This is a genomic window from Marinomonas algicola (assembly GCF_014805825.1).
In the GTDB taxonomy this organism is placed as follows: Bacteria; Pseudomonadota; Gammaproteobacteria; order Pseudomonadales; family Marinomonadaceae; genus Marinomonas; species Marinomonas algicola.
The window spans coordinates 3,123,500-3,141,321 of the sequence record NZ_CP061941.1; the positions used below are offsets into that span (position 1 = coordinate 3,123,500).

Below are 17,822 nucleotides of genomic sequence, written 5' to 3' on the forward strand. Positions count from 1 at the left end.
TTTTAAACCTTTCTTGCGACAACATAAGCCACGCTATAACTCAAAGGAATCCCAATACCATCATGTAAAGCATGATATGAACCAACAAACTCCCGCCAAATAGAAGGGGTTACATAAGATTTATGGGCAGAATCGGTAATGACACTTGCGCCCACTTTTTTGACGGAATAAACCGCACTCTGCACTGAGTCAAAATGCATTGTAATAACGGTGCATTTTTGATCTTCAATCACAAAGCCAGACGGCACCAAGTTGGCAAGTATTTCTTCAAAGTGGGGATATTGATTACTATGAAGTCTGCCATCAACCTTTTCCCAAGAATCGGCTATTTCCTGCATTGAACCATCACATAAAGTGGAAAAGCACCAATACCCCCCTTTTTCTAAGGCGCGATTGATTTCTTTAAACAAAGAGAAATGAGACGTGGTCCATTGAATCGCTAGACTGGAGAAAAACAAATCAACAGAGTCGGAAGGAAAAGGAAGATGCTCTGCATCAGCACAGATAAAAGTCGCATTAGGCGTTTTTTCGCGTGCTACATTGAGCATTTCAACAGACAAATCAAGCGCCATTAATTCATCTGACATCGTTATTAGAGCCGGCAACGCATTACCCGTACCACACCCTAAATCAGCGGTTCGCCTAAAACTACTTTTAGGCAACATTGAAATCAAGGAAGCTAATACCTGATGCTGAAAACCCGCATGCTGATCATAAGTAACAGCCGCTCGACCAAAACTCTTCGCTAGCTGCTGCTTATAGAGAGTAGAAGGGTTAGACGCCATAAATAAACTGTTCAATTAAGTCTTTGCTCTTTTCTACTTTTTCTAAAAAAGGTTGATGAGAACACCCATCAATTACTTCAACACGCTGCTTTCCACTTATCTGATCTAACTCAGACAAAACGTCATAGGGCACCAACGCATCTTGTTTTCCATAGATATGTAAATTTGGGCAATCGAGTAAGGCAAACTCTCTACGAACGTCCAAATTTTTGAGTAACCGTAAACCTCCATCCAACGCCAAACCATTGAACGCCTCAGGATTTACATATTCTATTAGCTGCTTCTGCAACACTCGAGAGTCATTAGCCCCTTTAGATTGCAAAGCAATAAACCGCCTCAGAGCCGTATCAGGAGATTCATGCACCAGTTTTGCAAAATTGTTAAACGATGATTCATCCATTCCTGTAGGCCACTCATCTTGCCTCACAAAACAAGGGGAAGAAGAAAACGTAATCAAACCTTTAACACGACTTGAACGTCTTGCCGCAACGTAAGTGGCAATCATTCCACCTAAAGACCATCCGATCCACCAACTTGAATCAGGAGCAATTTCCAAAAATTGCTCAGTCAATACATCGATATCGTAATTCATGCCTAAACGAGTCAACTGCAAACTGTCGCTATTCGACGTAATACCCGGTAAATCCACCAACACTATATAAAATTTTTCACTTAAGGCCTCAGCAAATGGCAACATGCTCTCCTTTGGCATGCCCCAACCTGGAATCATAAAAATAGCCTGATTGCTACGCTCGCCAAGACAACTGTACTCTAATTGAAATCGCATTGCTTTCACCCTAATAGACTATGTTTATTTACTGATTTGGCAAAGAACGCTCTAGTGCATAGACTAACATATCAATATCTTGCAAACTATGTGAGGCAGATAAGGTAATACGCAAGCGCGCTAGGCCGATAGGCACTGTCGGAGGCCGAATTGCCGTACACCAAACGCCCCTGGACTTCAATTGCTCACTCATTGTTAATGCAACCGAACTTTCGCCGACTAAAATTGGCTGTATAGCCGTAGATGATGGCATTAATTCTAAGGAATAGGCTTGCATTTTTTGCCGGAAGTAACGAATATTTTCCGCCAATTTACCACGTAATTCACCCCCTTCCGATGACTGAAGTAAACGAATACTTGCCGAAGTCACTTGAGCCACAGCAGGAGACATCGCGGTCGTATAAATATATGGGCGAGCAAATTGAGTAAGGTATTCGCCAATATCACTAGTGGTTGCTATAAATGCACCCGCCGTTCCAATCGCCTTACCAAAAGTTCCCATTAAGATAGGAACCTCTATTGACGATAAACTAGAAACACCTAAACACCCTCTGCCTGAGTCTCCCATACACCCAATACCATGAGCATCATCAACCATTAATAACGCCTTGTATTGATCTGCTAGGGCCGCCAATTCACGTAACGGTGCCATATCACCGTCCATACTAAATACACCATCCGTTACCAGCAGCGACCCCACAGAGGCGTTTTTTAATAGCCGTTCACAGCCAGCAACATCATTATGAACATAACGACGTAAACGACTCTCTGATAGTTTTGCTCCATCAACAAGAGAAGCGTGATTCAACTTATCACCGATTACCTCTCTCGTTTTATGGCCTAATGCGGTAACAGCACCCAAATTAGCCATATAACCGGCACTGAATAACATGACCTTTTCATAGCCTAGCCATTGAGCAATATCTTCTTCAAGCTTTTGATGAGCAAAAGAATGACCAACAACAAGATGCGATGCACCACTACCAACGCCATAGTCATCAACGGCGCATTTGAGGGATTTCTTTAGTACGGGGTGATTTGCTAATCCTAGGTAATCATTTGAGCAAAAAGCAACATAAGGCTTACCGTCAATCACGGTATGAGGTGTTTGCGGTCCGTCGAGAACGACTGATTTTCGAATTAGATTCGCTTGCTGTCGATCAACAAGCGACTCATTCATCCAATCAGGTAAATCAAACATGAACACTTGCGTCGTAAAAAAGCCTATCTTCTTGCTGTTTTTTAACTTGAACCAACAAAGCTTCTTTTTCGGCTTCATCAGAAAGCGCTTCTGTTTTTTCCGTATTAATACCTAACTTATCAAATAGCTGCATATCTTTATGCGCTTCTGGGTTTGGTGTGGTAAGCAATTTCTCTCCATAAAAAATAGAGTTTGCACCAGCCATAAAACACAAAGCCTGCATCTGCTCATTCATACCTTCACGCCCAGCGGATAAACGGACATGGGACATTGGCATCATAATGCGAGCAACAGCGATGGTTCGAATAAACTCAAAAGGCTCTAAATCATCTACATTTGCCATTGGTGTGCCTTCAACTTTAACCAACATATTGATTGGCACACTTTCTGGATGAGGTGTCATTTGTGAGAGTTGACGCAACAATCCAATTCGATCTCTTTGCTCTTCACCCATTCCCATAATACCACCACAACAAAGCTTAATACCTGAATCACGAACGCGTGACAAAGTATCCAACCTTTCTTGGTAAGAGCGTGTTGTTATAATGCTGTCATAAAACTCAGGAGAGGTATCCAAGTTATGATTGTAATAGTCTAATCCTACTTCAGATAACATCTGCGCTTGCTTGTCATTCAAAGTCCCCAAAGTAACACATGACTCAAGACCTAACGCCTTAACGCCTTTGATCATTTCTAGCACATAAGGAAAGTCTTTTTCTGAGGGGTGCTTCCAAGCCGCTCCCATACAAAAGCGTGTCGCTCCTTTTTCTTTGGCTCGATTGGCTTCTGAAAGCACCTTTTCCACTTCAGCTAATTTTTCTTTTTCCAATTCTGTGTTGTAATGTCCACTTTGAGGACAATACTTACAATCTTCTGGACAAGCGCCTGTTTTGATTGACATTAAAGTACTGACTTGAACCTCATTTGGCGTAAAGTTTGCTCGATGAATTGTCTGCGCTTGAAATAACAAATCCATAAAAGGAAGATTAAACAAAGCGTGAACTTCAGCTTCAGTCCAATCGTGTTTTAGCTCAAAAGACGAGTTTGCAGACATATTTACCTCAAAAATTTTATTGTATAACTAAGGAAGGCAATACTAATGAAATGGAACTCACTGTCAACCCATATAACCACACAGGTTTACTACTTAACAATTAACAAACATTGCTTACTATGCGAAGCGCCGTCAAAAAATGCCATCTGCGAATTTTGCCTCCCTTACATCTCCTTCAATAAATCACACTGCAAATGCTGCGCTCGCCCTACAAAAACACATTTAGTACTTTGTGGGGATTGCCAAAAAAACCATAAGAACCTGAGAGCTCAAAAAATCATAGCCCCACTCCAATACGAAGATCTGACATCCTACATAATTAAAGCGATAAAGTTTCAACAGCACACTCACTTTCTACGTGCACTTATACCCTATTTAGTCAACGCGCTGGAAATGCACTATCAAAACACCCCATGGCCTAAAGAAATCATTCCCCTTCCAAGCCATGCAACACGCATTAAACAAAGAGGGTTTTGCCATACCCGACTCATGGCCAACTTTATTCGGCATGATTTATCTCAAAAGATAAATATAAATTCAAATAGCCTGATAAAAAACACCTATACAGCCGCTCAACACACACTCAATAAAAAGGACAGATTGACGGCACAAAAAAACACATTCCAAGTCATAAACAAAGTGGCGAAGCACGTTGCTCTAATAGACGACGTAATCACTACAGGCAGCACTATTGACGCCTGTACCACCACCTTATTTAAACATGGAGTGGAAAGAATTGATGTTTGGTCCTTAGCAAGAACACCCTAAAATAGAGACATCTACCTTTTAGACGCTTTCACTGAGAAGCCACTTTCTTTAAGATACCCTTAATTTTACTACTTAGATGATGATTTCATGCCCCAACAACATACAGATGAAGCGTTAATACAACTAGATAAAGAACTCCTTTGGCACCCTTACACGTCCATGAGTCACCCTGCACCGCATTTTTTAGTAAAAAAGGCTCAAGGATCTCGCATCACCTTATCCGATGGCAAAGAGTTAATTGATGGCATGTCTTCTTGGTGGAGTGTCATTCATGGCTACAGTCATCCGGTTATTAACAACGCAATGAAATCACAAATTGATGATTTTTCTCATGTAATGTTTGGCGGATTAACACATGAACCAGCCATTAAGCTGGCGGAGAAGCTCTCAGATATCACACCACATGGGCTTTCAAGAGTTTTCTTTTCCGACTCAGGTTCTGTCTCTGTGGAAGTGGCCTTAAAGATGGCCATTCAATACTGGCACTCGTCTGGACGACCAAACAAAAAAAAATTCATCACGCCACGAAACGGCTATCACGGCGACACCTTTGCCGCCATGTCGGTATGCGACCCAATAAATGGTATGCATGGGCTATTTGAAGGGGCACTCACTAAGCAACACTTTATCCCATCACCACCAACTGGCATCAACACACCCGTTGATGAAGACTATTTAACGGAAGTACGCCAAATAATAGAGAAAACTCATTTAGAAGTAGCTGGATTAATTATAGAGCCTGTTGTACAAAATGCTGGCGGAATGCGTTTCTATAACCCATTGTATTTGGATAGAATGAAACTTCTGTGCGAGGAATTTGATTTACTCTTAATTTTCGACGAAATCGCTACTGGATTTGGCCGCACTGGAAAAATGTTTGCAAGCGATCACTGTAACATTTCGCCAGACATAATGTGTGTAGGGAAGGCATTAACCGGCGGCTACATTACTCTTGCCGCCACAATTACCAATGACAAAGTTGCTCTAGGAATTAGCGATAAAGGTGGCGTATTTATGCATGGACCTACTTTTATGGGTAACCCACTTGCCTGCTCTGCCGCCAATGCCAGCCTATCACTTTTAAGTTCATACGACCTAACCTCTCGAATCCAGACAATTGAAAGCAAGCTTACGGAGAGTTTAAAGCGATGTAGGTCTCTAGCGAATGTAGCGGACGTAAGATGCCTGGGTGCCATAGGTGTAGTAGAACTAACCTCACCAGTGAACCAACAACAGATTCAACCTCTTTTTGTTGAACAAGGCGTTTGGGTCAGACCATTTGGTAAACTTATTTACTTAATGCCCCCTTACATCATCAGCAACGAAGACCTTGAAACTCTTGGAAACGCGATTTATAACGTCACTAAATCATTAGCTTATAATACAAAAAACTAAATACAAGACCCCCCACATAGACAGCAAGTGGGGGCAAGTGTATTTGAACAATGAATAAGCGCTATTTTTTGAAGCGTTCCGATAAATTCATTTGCTCGTATGCCTCTTCCTCAATACGAGTAATATTAATCACTGTATTTTCCGCTTTCGTTATACTCTCTTGATTCAAGCTATCGACTTCTACCATTTTCTCATTAAGACTTTGGGCCATGTTAGATTGACTCTGAGCGGTAACATTGATCTGAGCCGTCATATCAACAATTTTCATGATAGCACTTTCAATGGAAGTCATATTTTTAGCGACCTGATTAACCCTCTCAACACCTTGATGTGCAACTTCGGAGCCTTTATCAATCGTCAGTAAAACCGCATGAGTATTTTTCTTCAACTCTTCGGTCATCTTATTAATATTTTGCGTGGCTTGCTGAGTTCTTGTCGCCAACGCCCTAACTTCATCAGCCACAACGGCAAAACCTCGACCCGCCTCACCCGCTCTTGCGGCCTCAATTGCGGCATTTAACGCGAGTAAATTAGTTTGCTCAGCGATGTCGCTAATAGAGTTAACTACCTCATTAATGGTATCACTTTCTTTTGATAGAATATCAACAACGACTTTCGCTTCACTTATTTCGCTGTAAACTTTACGTATTGTTAACCCCGTTTCCTCAGCCAATTCCTGACTTTGACGCGTTTCAGAACATACCGATTCAGTTGCATCAACCGCCATACGAACATTTTCCGCAACATCATTTATACTTTCCAACATATAAGACGTATCTGAAACAACCGATTCAAAGCGATTTCGTTGCAGACTAAAGCCTTCAAGATTGCTTGCCACATTCTCCCTTACTCGGGAAGCATGACCTTTAAGCTGCTTTGAGCTTTCAACAAGACGATGACGAAAGGTATTGCTAGACGCTTCTCTGTGAAGCTGTGAAAAAAGAATAGCGGCGTGATCGCCAATAGATTGACAGTACATATACTGCCCAAGCGCATTATGCGACTCAGAAGATAATGTTTGTAACGTTGCTTTTCTTGCTGACGCCTGCTTGGCCACAAGCAAAGCACCTAAAAGAGAAGCAATAACACCAACAGTTTGAACAAAGCCACTGTCGTTCATAAAAGACACAACAAACGTTAGCAAAAAAGCAACAAAAAGTGGAAGGCTACTGTTCTGCATAGCGGAACTAAATTTCGTTAAAACAGGAACAACCGGGCCACCTTTATTAACACGATCATACAAAGCCTGCGCGTGTTTTACCTCTTGCTCCGTCGCTTTTCTGCGTACAGATTCATAACCAACCACCTTCCCTGATTCCATCAAAGGACTTACATGCGCACTCACCCAATAATGATCCCCACTCTTACAACGATTCTTAACTATCCCCATCCAGTTGTTACCCTGTTTAAGGTTAACCCACATATCCGCAAACGCGGCAGGTGGAACATCAATATGTCGAATTAAATTATGCGGTTGACCAATCAACTCTTCTCGCGCATAACCTGCAACTTCACAAAAAGCATCATTTACAAAAGTGATTTTTCCTTTTACATCTGTACTCGAAACCAATACGTAATCCTGAGGGAAACGCGCTTCCTTATTCGTTACTGGCATCTTACGCATAAAAACTCTCTTAATCTAAAGTCTAAAAATAATTAAAATTTAACGATACAATGACAGTACAAAATCTGACATTTTTATACAACAGACAACTTAAAAAATAACTAGAACTATTCGTCCTGAAAATCCCTATAGGCATCAGGAGCCAAGTCTTCAAAGCGCGTAAATTTACCGACAAAAGACAACCGACACGTCCCTATTGGGCCATTACGCTGCTTACCAATAATTATTTCAGCGATGCCTTTATAAGGCGTATCTTCATTGTATACCTCATCTCGATACACAAACGAAATAATGTCCGCATCTTGCTCTATTGCTCCAGACTCACGCAAATCCGAGTTTACTGGACGTTTATTTGGGCGGTTTTCCAAACTCCGGTTCAACTGTGATAACGCAATAACTGGACACTCCATCTCCTTAGCAATGGCTTTAAGAGATCGTGAAATTTCAGATATTTCATTAGTACGACCTTCTGAAAAGCCTGGAATTTGCATTAACTGTAGATAATCGATCATTATAAGCGCCACACCACCGTTATCGCGCGCAATACGCCTGACTCTAGAGCGCATTTCAGTCGGGCTTATTCCTGCCGTATCATCAATAAAGAGCTTTCTATCTTTCAGCATTTTCACCGCTGACATTAACTTATCCCAGTCTTCTTGTTGCAATTGACCAGATCGCATTCTGGTTTGATCTATTTTCCCTAAAGAGGATAGCATACGCATCATAAGCTGCTCAGATGGCATCTCAAGACTAAAAACAATAACAGGTAAATCCGTAATCATGGTCGCATTTTCAACCAAATTCATTGCAAACGTTGTTTTACCCATAGACGGTCGACCAGCCACTATGATCAGATCGGATTTTTGCAGACCAGACGTCATGGCGTCTAAATCAGTAAACCCTGTACTCAAACCAGTAATGGACCCCTCTTGATGATATAGCTCATCAATTTTATCAACCGTTGCATTTAATATTTCAGAAACGATTCTAGGACCGCCTTTTTTATTGCCACCTTCTGCAATTTGAAAGATTTTACGCTCCGCTTCATCAAGCACTTCTGCCGCCGTCATCCCTTCAGGATTAAACGCTCGCGTTGTAATATCTGTCGTGGTGGTAATCAAAGAACGAAGTACCGATCGCTCCCTCACAATCTCAGCATAAGCCGCAATATTAGCCGCACTTGGCGTCGATTCAACCATCTCCATTAAATAAGCAACACCACCTATAGCCTCTAACTCACCACGCTTATCTAAACGCTCACCAATAGTCACCATATCAACTGGTTCAGAGTCATCAACTAAACGCGCAATCACTGCAAAAATTTGTTTGTGCTCAGGCCGATAAAAATCATCAGAAACAACCACCTCAGAAACTTTATCCCATGCCTGCGGATCCAACATAAGCCCCCCAACAACAGATCGCTCTGCTTCAATAGAATAAGGAGGTAGTTTTAAGGGTGCAGAGGCTTGTTCTTGTCTATCCACAATAGTTATCCAGAGTCGTAAAGAAATGCGAAAATAATAAAGGAAGGGTACCATGTAGCAAAAAAAAGGGCACCTGATGCAATACATCAAGTGCCCTTTTTAATCTGGTAATCAAAGTATTACAATGATTAGCCTGCGGTTACAACAACGGTAACAGCAACAACTACTTCAGAGTGTACTTGCACATCAATCTCAAAAGAACCTGTGTGACGGATCACACCTTCTGGCAGACGAACTTCAGCTTTAGACACTTCAACTTCAGTAGATATCAATTCAGCGATGTCACGAGCACCGATTGAACCGAATAATTTACCTTCATCACCAGCATTTGCTTCGATAGTGAAAGTTTTACCGGCCAATTGCTCGCCACGAGCAACAGCCGCATCTTTACGAACAGCAGCCTGAGCTTCAAGCTCAGCACGACGCTCTTCAAAAGAAGCTAAGTTTGCTTTAGTAGCCATTACAGCTTTTTTATTTGGAACCAAAAAGTTACGAGCGAAGCCTGGTTTTACAGTAACAACGTCACCGATACCGCCTAACTTGTTTACTTTGTCGAGTAGAATAACTTCCATCTCGATCACCTCTAATTAATAATTAGCTATCACTTAAATCAGATGGCTTTTCTTGTATTCTGCTTCGAAAATCTATAAACGAATCGGCTACAGCTAATACTATTAACACATTCGTAAAATAGGCTTTTAGAAGAAACAAACCCACAAGATAGAAAACAACCAATCCAACTATCCCAATTCTTTTTTTTGCCAATACACCATGTACTAAAGCGATACCTGCCAAAACGAAAACAGGCACAGATACTTGAGCTAAAAAATGAAATTCCTCTCCTAGGCTTTCACCTAACAAAACCATTCCACCTAACAACAACACCGATACCAATGGCAATCGGAGTTGATGAAATTCATTACGCAGCCCGCCAGGATTATATAAAGCCGCTTGCCACTTTCTCGCTAGAAAAAGTGCCGCAACAGCAACAAACACCTGAACAGTTGAAAGAGCAACCACAACCTGACCAAAGACAATACCTTTATCAGGCACTTCTATTTTTTGCTCGGATAAAAACAGTTGAATCATCTCAGTCATTAGATTCAACATACCAGGCATCAGGAAAGGAAGAAAAAACACCCCCAACAAAGCAATACCACTGGCCGCCGTTAAAACAAACGACCAAGAAATTTTTGTACGCAACAAATAACCCAATACAAGGACTTGAACCAACACGATCAACGAAGTAGCATCACCTTGGTAAAACCACAACATTAATGGTGGCAATCCACCCCATGCAAGTACAGGGATTGCTTCTGCAACACCTTTTCGAAGCACCACAAAACCTAAAATGGCTGCCGCTAACCAAAACATAAGCGGGATCACGCTAAACGCGGCAACACCAATAATGGCATTCATACGTCGCTTCATCACCCAGTTTGCTAGAGCATTCATGCGGTACCCCTAAGTCACTTAATTAAAGTGGCTATCAGTGTATGGCAAAAGAGCAATATAGCGAGCACGCTTAATAGCAGTCGCTAATTGACGCTGGTAACGAGCCTTTGTGCCAGTAATACGGCTAGGAACAATTTTACCAGTTTCAGTAACATAACCTTTAAGTGTCTCTAGATCTTTGTAATCGATCTCGATTGTGCCTTCTGCAGTAAAACGGCAGAATTTACGACGACGGAAAAAACGAGCCATAAGTATCTCCTAATCCAATAAATTATTCAGCCGAATCGTCAGAAGAGTTATCTTCTTCAACGGAATTTTCTAAAGCACGCTCTTCACGCTGAGGCGCTGGGCGACGGTCATCACGACCTTCAGATGCTTTAATTGGAGAAACTTCTGTCACTGCCGCTTTACGACGAATTACCAAGTTACGGATAATTGCATCGTTATAACGGAAAGTGTCGTTTAGTTCAGACAAAACACCTTCAGAACACTCAACATTCATAAGAACATAGTGTGCTTTGTGAATTTTGTTGATTGGGTAAGCTAATTGACGGCGGCCCCAGTCTTCTAGACGGTGAACTTGACCACCATCTTCAGTAATCAAGTTTGTGTAACGCTCGACCATTGCTGGTACTTGTTCACTTTGATCTGGATGAACCAGAAATACGATTTCATAATGACGCATTGAAGCTCCTTATGGGTTCTTAGTCTCCACGCTTCCCCCGTTAGATAAGCTGTGAGACAAGGAGTATTGATTTACGGGGTGCGGTATTATATAACACAGCTAAAAATAATGAAACCAAGGACTTTAAAAAAATCATGACAAATCAAACAAAAGCGATGGCTTTAGGGTTCATGGCCGTTTTCTTTTGGTCGACTGTGGCAACCGCGTTTAGTCTCTCATTGTCTCAGCAAAGCCCAGCTCAGTTATTACTCATAGCCTCAGCCGCGTCGCTCGTCTTTTTAGTTTCATTAATACTCTATAAAAAACAGTTTAGCGAATTAACTCACCACGTATTAAGTTCATGGAAAACCTCTCTTATTTTTGGCGCCATCAATCCTTTTGTTTATTATCTCGTGGTACTTGAAGCGTATAAATTGCTGCCAGCTCAAGAAGCTCAAGCCATTAATTATACTTGGGCTATTATGCTCAGTTTTATGGCCGTCCCGATACTAAAACAGCGATTGGTGTTTTTTGACCTTATTGCTGCAATAAGCGGCTACTTTGGCGTGTTGATCATCGCAACTAACGGGCGCCCTTTTTCACTTGAATTTGGTAACGCTTACGGTGTGTTTTTGGCATTAGTCAGTACAATCATCTGGGCCAGCTATTGGTTACTTAACACAAGAGATAAGCGCCCAAACTTAATAGGTTTAACTCTCAATTTTACTTTTGCTTTCCCCCTTATTTTAATCTACTGGTGGCTAACAGAAGACTCGATACAGTGGAGTAGTAAAGGCTTATTGTGTGGCCTTTACATAGGACTCTTCGAAATGGGATTAACCTTTGTGTTATGGAATAACGCATTAAAACTGACCTCAAAAGCAACAAAGGTAGCAAATTTAATCTTTCTAGCTCCTATTTTATCCATTTTTTGGCTTTCTCAATTTACTGATGAAACATTAAAACTCTCGACTCTTGTAGGGCTTGCCTGCATACTTATTGGATTAGGCATTCAAAATATCGCCAAAGTCAGAAAACAAAATTAGCTTATTGAATAAGGACGATCATGCCAGCGTTTTTCTATTTATTATTACCCGTACTTTTTTGGTCTGGTAATTATGTATTGGGCAGAATTACACTTGGAACGGGGCTGGACCCTTTCTTCCTTTCTTTTGCTCGCTGGACTCTCGCCTGCTTAATTATTCTTCCTTTTGCTTATAAGAATCTACTGAAAGAATATAAAACGATTTTAATCCATTGGAAAATAATCACTTTTTTCGCTTGGTTTGGGATATGTAATTATAATTTATTTTTATATATAGGGCTGACAACAACCAGCGTCACCAATGCCGTTCTTTTAAACTCTGTGGTACCAGTCATTATTTTAATTGCCGCGAGAGTGTTACTTGGGCAAAGAACCACATGGCTGCAAAATACAGGCATTATTATCTCAACCCTTGGCGTCGTTAATATTGTTAGCCAAGGTCGCCTTGATACGCTATTAAACCTCTCTATATCTACTGGTGACTTATGGATCATAGCCGCCGCATTATGCTGGGCTATCTACTCGGTACTCATAGCTAAAAAGCCCAAGAATCTATCTATGCTCGGCTTTTTTGCGAGCACAGCGATTATTGGCATGTTAATCCAAATCCCCATTACCATACTTTTTAGCAAGCAAGATATCAGCAATATAACAAGTACCGATATGGGCGTAATTTTATACATGTCTGTTTTCGCTTCAATTGGCGCTTTCTTGTGTTGGAACACAGGCATTCAAAAATTAGGCGCAGCAACAGCGGGGCAGTTTATTCATTTAATGCCTGTATTTAGCATCTTTCTTTCTTTAATATTTCTCAATGAACGCCTTTATAGCTTCCATATCATTGGCATCATCTTCATCTTTGGAGGCATTTTTATTGCAACAATATTAAACAAAGTAAAAACAAAAAGGGTAAGAGAAAAACAACCCTCTTAAAAAAGTCATACTATCGAGATAAGCGAGCACTGTAGAGAATACTGATAAAAATGCAGCCCATGCCTATAAAAGCAAGAAAGTTGGGAATATAGCCCCATATCAACCACCCCCAGACACCACTAAACACAACACCAATATAACTTATCGGTGAAACAATGCTTGCAGGAGCATAAGTATAAGCTCTTGTGTACAAATACATGCCTAGATATAACGTAATAGAGACAACAGCAACCCAACCCAGCAAGTGCATTGGAACAGACAGACTGGCGCCTTGAATCCACACCAAAATCAAGGACAGAAACGCCGAAACAGCAAAGTAAACCGCCATCGTTTCTTCACTGCGAACAGACTTTGATAAAGCCCGAGTGGCTACCATTGAAAAAGCCAATCCAATAGCCGATAGAAAACCAACAATATGCCAATAATTCACATCTTTTGGAGTTGGTTGAATAATCAATACAACACCGCAAAAACCAATAATTAATGGTAACCATCGCCTGGCTGGAATGTTAACTTTATGCATGAATAAAACAACAAAAGGCACACACAAAGGCGCGCACGTCCGCAATAAAGAAGCTTCAACTAAAGGAATATGATTCAGTGCATAATAATAAAAAACAAAAGCCGAAAACCCACCCACACTGCGAAGGAAATGCACTTTCCATACAGTGACTGAATGACGCTCCCAGTGACCTTTTTGCTGAGGCAATAAAAAGCACAAACAGACAAGACTTTGCCAAAAAACAAGCGCGGCAACAGCCACCTCTTCTTGCACAATTTTTGCAGCTAATGCCGTAACAGACAAGGTTAAAGCGTAGGCCACTGTCATTACAATGCCCTTTTTTAACAATTCACTTTCACTCAACACAAAGGAACTCTTATATCAAAATAAAACAGTAGAAAGATTTAGTCTAATCAACCAAACTCGTCGAACACTTAGTCTCTCTCATACCAAGGTAAACGCCAAATACAGACGAACATCAAGCTGTCATCAAATCAACAGACAAAAAGATCTTTTCTTACTTTCGAATAGTAAAAAAGGTTAAGACAAATCTCTCCATTATTCAGCTAAACCAAAATACTTTGAGAATGCGGCAGGTATAACATCAGAGGCAAGCTTAGAGGCGGCTTCATGAGCCACGATACTCCCTTTCTCAATCAAAATAATTCGCCCGCCAATTAAACTCGCTTCCTGTGGCAAATGGGAAATGAGCAACGTGGTTAACCCTAGCTCTAAAGTAACATCATTAACCAAATAGAGCATCTCTTCACGTAAGGACGGGTCCAAGGCACTAAAAGGCTCATCAAGTAATAATATCGGCTTTTTCCGCACCAATGCCCGCGCTATAGCAACTCGCTGAGCCTGCCCTCCAGATAAAGCCTGCGGGAAACACTCAGCTTTATCAATGAGCTGTGTTTTTTCAAGCGCCCATTGCACTTTTACTTTTTGCTCTTGATCCAAAGAAAAAGAGGGGGATAAACCAATCGCCACATTTTGCCAAACACTTAACTGCGGAAATAAATTATCACTTTGAAACAAGGTGGATATGGGCCTTTCGTAAGGAGGTAATGAAACCAATGAGTCGCCGTTAAAGCTAAGCTCTCCACGACCATTTAAAAAACCACCCAACAAATGCAAAAGTGTACTTTTCCCTTCACCACTCCCACCAAGCAAAGTAGTTACGCCTGGTGAAATATCCACGCAATAATTCGCTTGAAAACGCTCCCAATTATATCGAAGATTAATATTTAACACGTTTACTTACTCCACCAATGACGCGAGATGAGCAATAAAATAAAATCAAACACAGAGAGATTAATACCACAGCAACACACGCACCTTCTTCAAGCCGATAAGAGCCAATTAATTGAAATAAATATAATGGTAACGACACCAAACCCTGACTCCCAAATAACGCAATCACTCCCATATCACCTAAAGAGAGCAAAAGAGCATAACCGAAGGCTTGAGCAACACTTGTTCGAATCAGTGACCATTCCAGACACCAACGAGACCAAAAGTGAACCCCCAAGCTAAGATACACATTTCGAAAACGGCGCTCTTGTTGATACATGGCAGGCATCAAAGATCTCAAAACAAATGGTAACGCCATAACCGCATTAACCCATACAACAACCCAGTAACTAGACTGCATTCCCCATCCAAGATCCCGCAGAAACAAAAACAAACCAGTAGCAATCACCAAGCCAGGAACCATTAAAATCATGTTACCTAAATGCTCTATTTTATTAGGCAAAAACGCGAGATATGGTCGAGCCATACAAAAACGTGCGAGCACACCAAAACACACACCAAGCCATAAACTCACTAACGCCGCCGGCACTGCAATTTGCAATGAAACAATCACAGCACTCCACAGCGAGACAGACCCTAATGTTTTAAAAAATATAGGCGAAAAGATCGGGTCGAAAATAGCCAAAAAGGGGGGGACAACCAATATGAATGCACCCAGTAATGCCAAACAATCTGCTGACCGAGCCAAACAAGAATCTTTGATCACATAACTCCTTACCGCTAATAGACTCACATCCTGCCGATTAACGGGTGCAATGCGGTAAACAAGAACAGCAAAAAATGTACAAATAAACACCTGCAATAGAGCAAGAAAACTGGCTTTATTAAGGTCAAAATCAAACCTGAGAGCTTGATATATTGCCACTTCTAAGGTACTAAACTTTGGCCCTCCACCTAAACTTAACACGACAGCAAAACTTGAGAAACACAGCATAAAAATTAATACAAACGCTCCGGGCAACACTTTTTTTATGTAGTGCCATTCAATCCAGCGAAATGCCGCCCAACGAGAAAAACCCAACTGAGATGCCTGTCGCCATTGTCCAGAAGGAATTAAGTCATAGCCCTGCAGAAAAAGACGTACCGCCAAGGGCATATTGAAAAACACATGAGCAAGTAAAATCCCCACCAAACCATACAAAGGAACGTCAACCCCAAACAGTTGATTCAGCCAGCCAGTTCGACCATAAACAACGACCAGACCTAAAATCGCCACAATCGTCGGCACAACCATTGAAACAGAAAACAGTTGCAGTAAAACGGCTTTTCCATAAAATTGTCGATGAACTAAACAAGAGGCCACTGGAATTGCAATTAATAAACTAATCCCACTACTTAGCAGAGCTTGCCATAAGGAAAAACGTACAAGCCGCCAAAGATACGGCTGCTGAATGTAGCCAAACCATGAGTTTAATTCACTATAACGCAAAAGAGCCACCAGACTGGCCGCTCCTATTAGTAGAAAAAAGCCAACACCCAACAGTGCTGGCAGTAGGCCTTTGATGGCTCGAAAAGAAAACAATTTAACGCCTTTTATCGAGTTGTTGCCTCTAACCATTCATCAATCCAAACCTTGCGATTTTGAGCAACATCGGCGGCTGGTAGCACTAAGCTTTTAACGGGTTTTAACGCATCGTCAAACGCGGCAGGGAGTTCTTCTTCCAACTCAACCACGGGTAACATCCAGTTACCCGTTGCAACGACAGATTGAAAACCTGGCTGCAAAATAAACTGCATGAAACGCTTTGCTAGGGCAGGATTCGGTGCATCCTTCATCATGGCTGCCACTTCAATTTGTGGATAAAGTCCTTCTGTAGCGCTGGCGGCTTTATATTTGTCATCACCTTCTGCGATAATATGGTATGCAGGAGAGGTCGTATAGCTTAACACAACATCCGCTTCACCTTTCAAAAATAAGCCATAAGCATCAGACCAACCTTTTGTTACCGTTACAGTATGACCAGCAAGTCGCTCCCACGCATCAGCAGAATGATCGCCATAAACCGACTTCATCCATAACAACAAACCAAGTCCTGGAGTACTCGTACGTGGGTCTTGATAAATAACCCGCAGATCTTGATTGTCTACTACCTCTTCTAAACTGCTTGGCGGATTTTGAAGCGTTTCAGAGTTATAAATAAAAGCGAAATGCCCTTGGTCGAAGGGCACAAACGTTTTATCCTTCCAGCCGCCTGAAACAGTTACTGCAGAGGTTTCAACTGAGTGATTCGCTAATAAGCCAGTCTGCTTTGCGGCTTCCATTAAGTTTAGATCTAGCCCCAATAACACATCAGCTTGTGACGATTTACCCTCTAGTTGTGCACGAGACAAAATACCAACAGAAGAATCAAGTGCAACAAAATTCACTACACAAGCACATTCTTTTTCAAAATTGGCTTTTATTTTAGGACCTGGCCCCCAATCGGATGCAAACGCATCATAGGTATACACATTAAGAGTATCTGTCGCTAAAGTTATAGGCGAAAAAACAAGGCCAAGACTCACAACAGATGCCGAAAAAAAAGAAGTTAAAGAAAATGTATTCAAAGTGTCGCTCCTAAGGAAAGTGAGCGGCGTACAGGTGAAACGGCAAATGTGACATTTAAACCACAACTTAATGTAGGCTATTCAATTTGCTATCTCGATTCCTACGCCAGCATAATCTGGATCAGGTTCAACGGGTTAGCGCATTCGCTTCTCAGCCTAATTAAAGGCACCCCATGAGATGTATTCGGGCTAGATTATAACGATAATAAAAAAAATCGCTAGGAACTTACAATATAAACTCTCTCTGCTGACATCTCAAAGTAG

18 protein-coding genes and 1 riboswitch are annotated in these 17,822 nt (G+C 41.4%); of the genes, 4 read left to right on the forward strand and 14 right to left on the reverse strand.

From position 1 onward, the window contains the following. Positions 1–2 precede the first annotated feature (2 nt). From bioC to bioB, 4 genes are read right to left on the reverse strand one after another with little or no spacing between them, the layout of a single operon-like run. A complete protein-coding gene (bioC, locus tag IEZ33_RS14330; RefSeq protein ID WP_191600710.1) occupies positions 3–800 on the reverse strand; it encodes a malonyl-ACP O-methyltransferase BioC in 798 nt (265 codons plus the stop codon). Next, on the reverse strand, positions 775–1,572 hold the full coding sequence (locus tag IEZ33_RS14335) for an alpha/beta fold hydrolase (protein ID WP_191600711.1): 798 nt from the start codon (positions 1,570–1,572) through the stop codon (positions 775–777). Before IEZ33_RS14335 ends, bioC begins: the two co-directional genes overlap by 26 nt. Positions 1,573–1,600: 28 nt before the next feature. Beyond that, positions 1,601–2,773: an 8-amino-7-oxononanoate synthase gene (gene bioF, locus IEZ33_RS14340; protein ID WP_191600712.1), complete on the reverse strand. Its 1,173-nt coding sequence runs from the start codon at positions 2,771–2,773 to the stop codon at positions 1,601–1,603. After that, on the reverse strand, positions 2,766–3,827 hold the full coding sequence (bioB, locus tag IEZ33_RS14345; RefSeq protein ID WP_191600713.1) for a biotin synthase BioB: 1,062 nt from the start codon (positions 3,825–3,827) through the stop codon (positions 2,766–2,768). The genes bioF and bioB overlap by 8 nt, the downstream gene beginning before the upstream one ends. A gap of 393 nt (positions 3,828–4,220) precedes the next feature. Between bioB and IEZ33_RS14350 the strand changes: the two genes are divergently transcribed. Further along, on the forward strand, positions 4,221–4,595 hold the full coding sequence (locus IEZ33_RS14350; protein WP_191600714.1) for a ComF family protein: 375 nt from the start codon (positions 4,221–4,223) through the stop codon (positions 4,593–4,595). 87 nt (positions 4,596–4,682) lie between these two features. Continuing rightward, complete coding sequence (bioA, locus tag IEZ33_RS14355) at positions 4,683–5,990, forward strand: adenosylmethionine--8-amino-7-oxononanoate transaminase (protein ID WP_191600715.1); 1,308 nt, start codon at positions 4,683–4,685, stop codon at positions 5,988–5,990. Between the two features lie 61 nt (positions 5,991–6,051). Here bioA and IEZ33_RS14360 read toward each other — a convergent pair whose 3' ends face one another. From IEZ33_RS14360 to rpsF, 6 genes are all read right to left on the reverse strand, one after another. After that, entirely contained in the window at positions 6,052–7,614 is a 1,563-nt protein-coding gene (locus tag IEZ33_RS14360; RefSeq protein WP_191600716.1) for a methyl-accepting chemotaxis protein, read from the reverse strand. 107 nt (positions 7,615–7,721) lie between these two features. Beyond that, entirely contained in the window at positions 7,722–9,098 is a 1,377-nt protein-coding gene (gene dnaB, locus IEZ33_RS14365) for a replicative DNA helicase (protein WP_240009545.1), read from the reverse strand. Positions 9,099–9,226: 128 nt separating this feature from the next. Further along, positions 9,227–9,670 carry a 50S ribosomal protein L9 gene (gene rplI / locus IEZ33_RS14370; protein ID WP_191600717.1) on the reverse strand — a complete coding sequence of 148 codons (444 nt, stop codon included), beginning with the start codon at positions 9,668–9,670 and terminating at the stop codon, positions 9,227–9,229. A 22-nt stretch (positions 9,671–9,692) separates the two neighbouring features. Beyond that, positions 9,693–10,553: a hypothetical protein gene (locus IEZ33_RS14375; protein WP_191600718.1), complete on the reverse strand. Its 861-nt coding sequence runs from the start codon at positions 10,551–10,553 to the stop codon at positions 9,693–9,695. Positions 10,554–10,571: 18 nt separating this feature from the next. After that, positions 10,572–10,802, reverse strand: a complete 231-nt coding sequence (gene rpsR, locus IEZ33_RS14380) for a 30S ribosomal protein S18 (protein ID WP_191600719.1) — start codon at positions 10,800–10,802, stop codon at positions 10,572–10,574. Positions 10,803–10,824: 22 nt separating this feature from the next. Beyond that, the gene (gene rpsF / locus IEZ33_RS14385; protein ID WP_191600720.1) at positions 10,825–11,238 is read right to left on the reverse strand and encodes a 30S ribosomal protein S6; all 414 of its coding nucleotides are present in this window, start codon (positions 11,236–11,238) and stop codon (positions 10,825–10,827) included. Between the two features lie 134 nt (positions 11,239–11,372). Between rpsF and IEZ33_RS14390 the strand changes: the two genes are divergently transcribed. Together IEZ33_RS14390 and IEZ33_RS14395 are read left to right on the forward strand one after the other, a co-directional pair. Next, complete coding sequence (locus IEZ33_RS14390) at positions 11,373–12,263, forward strand: DMT family transporter (RefSeq protein ID WP_191600721.1); 891 nt, start codon at positions 11,373–11,375, stop codon at positions 12,261–12,263. A 20-nt stretch (positions 12,264–12,283) separates the two neighbouring features. After that, positions 12,284–13,195 carry a DMT family transporter gene (locus tag IEZ33_RS14395; RefSeq protein ID WP_191600722.1) on the forward strand — a complete coding sequence of 304 codons (912 nt, stop codon included), beginning with the start codon at positions 12,284–12,286 and terminating at the stop codon, positions 13,193–13,195. A gap of 10 nt (positions 13,196–13,205) precedes the next feature. Here IEZ33_RS14395 and IEZ33_RS14400 read toward each other — a convergent pair whose 3' ends face one another. The 4 genes from IEZ33_RS14400 to thiB form a co-directional block, all read right to left on the reverse strand. Then, positions 13,206–14,024 (reverse strand): DMT family transporter, encoded by an 819-nt coding sequence (locus IEZ33_RS14400; RefSeq protein WP_191600723.1) that lies wholly within the window; start codon positions 14,022–14,024, stop codon positions 13,206–13,208. A gap of 231 nt (positions 14,025–14,255) precedes the next feature. Continuing rightward, positions 14,256–14,951, reverse strand: a complete 696-nt coding sequence (locus IEZ33_RS14405) for a thiamine ABC transporter ATP-binding protein (RefSeq protein ID WP_191600724.1) — start codon at positions 14,949–14,951, stop codon at positions 14,256–14,258. After that, positions 14,938–16,569 (reverse strand): thiamine/thiamine pyrophosphate ABC transporter permease, encoded by a 1,632-nt coding sequence (thiP, locus tag IEZ33_RS14410; RefSeq protein ID WP_191600725.1) that lies wholly within the window; start codon positions 16,567–16,569, stop codon positions 14,938–14,940. The genes IEZ33_RS14405 and thiP overlap by 14 nt, the downstream gene beginning before the upstream one ends. Beyond that, complete coding sequence (gene thiB / locus IEZ33_RS14415) at positions 16,545–17,558, reverse strand: thiamine ABC transporter substrate binding subunit (protein ID WP_191600726.1); 1,014 nt, start codon at positions 17,556–17,558, stop codon at positions 16,545–16,547. Before thiB ends, thiP begins: the two co-directional genes overlap by 25 nt. Before the next feature lie 80 nt (positions 17,559–17,638). After that, positions 17,639–17,742: riboswitch (TPP riboswitch) on the reverse strand. Positions 17,743–17,822: the final 80 nt, after the last annotated feature.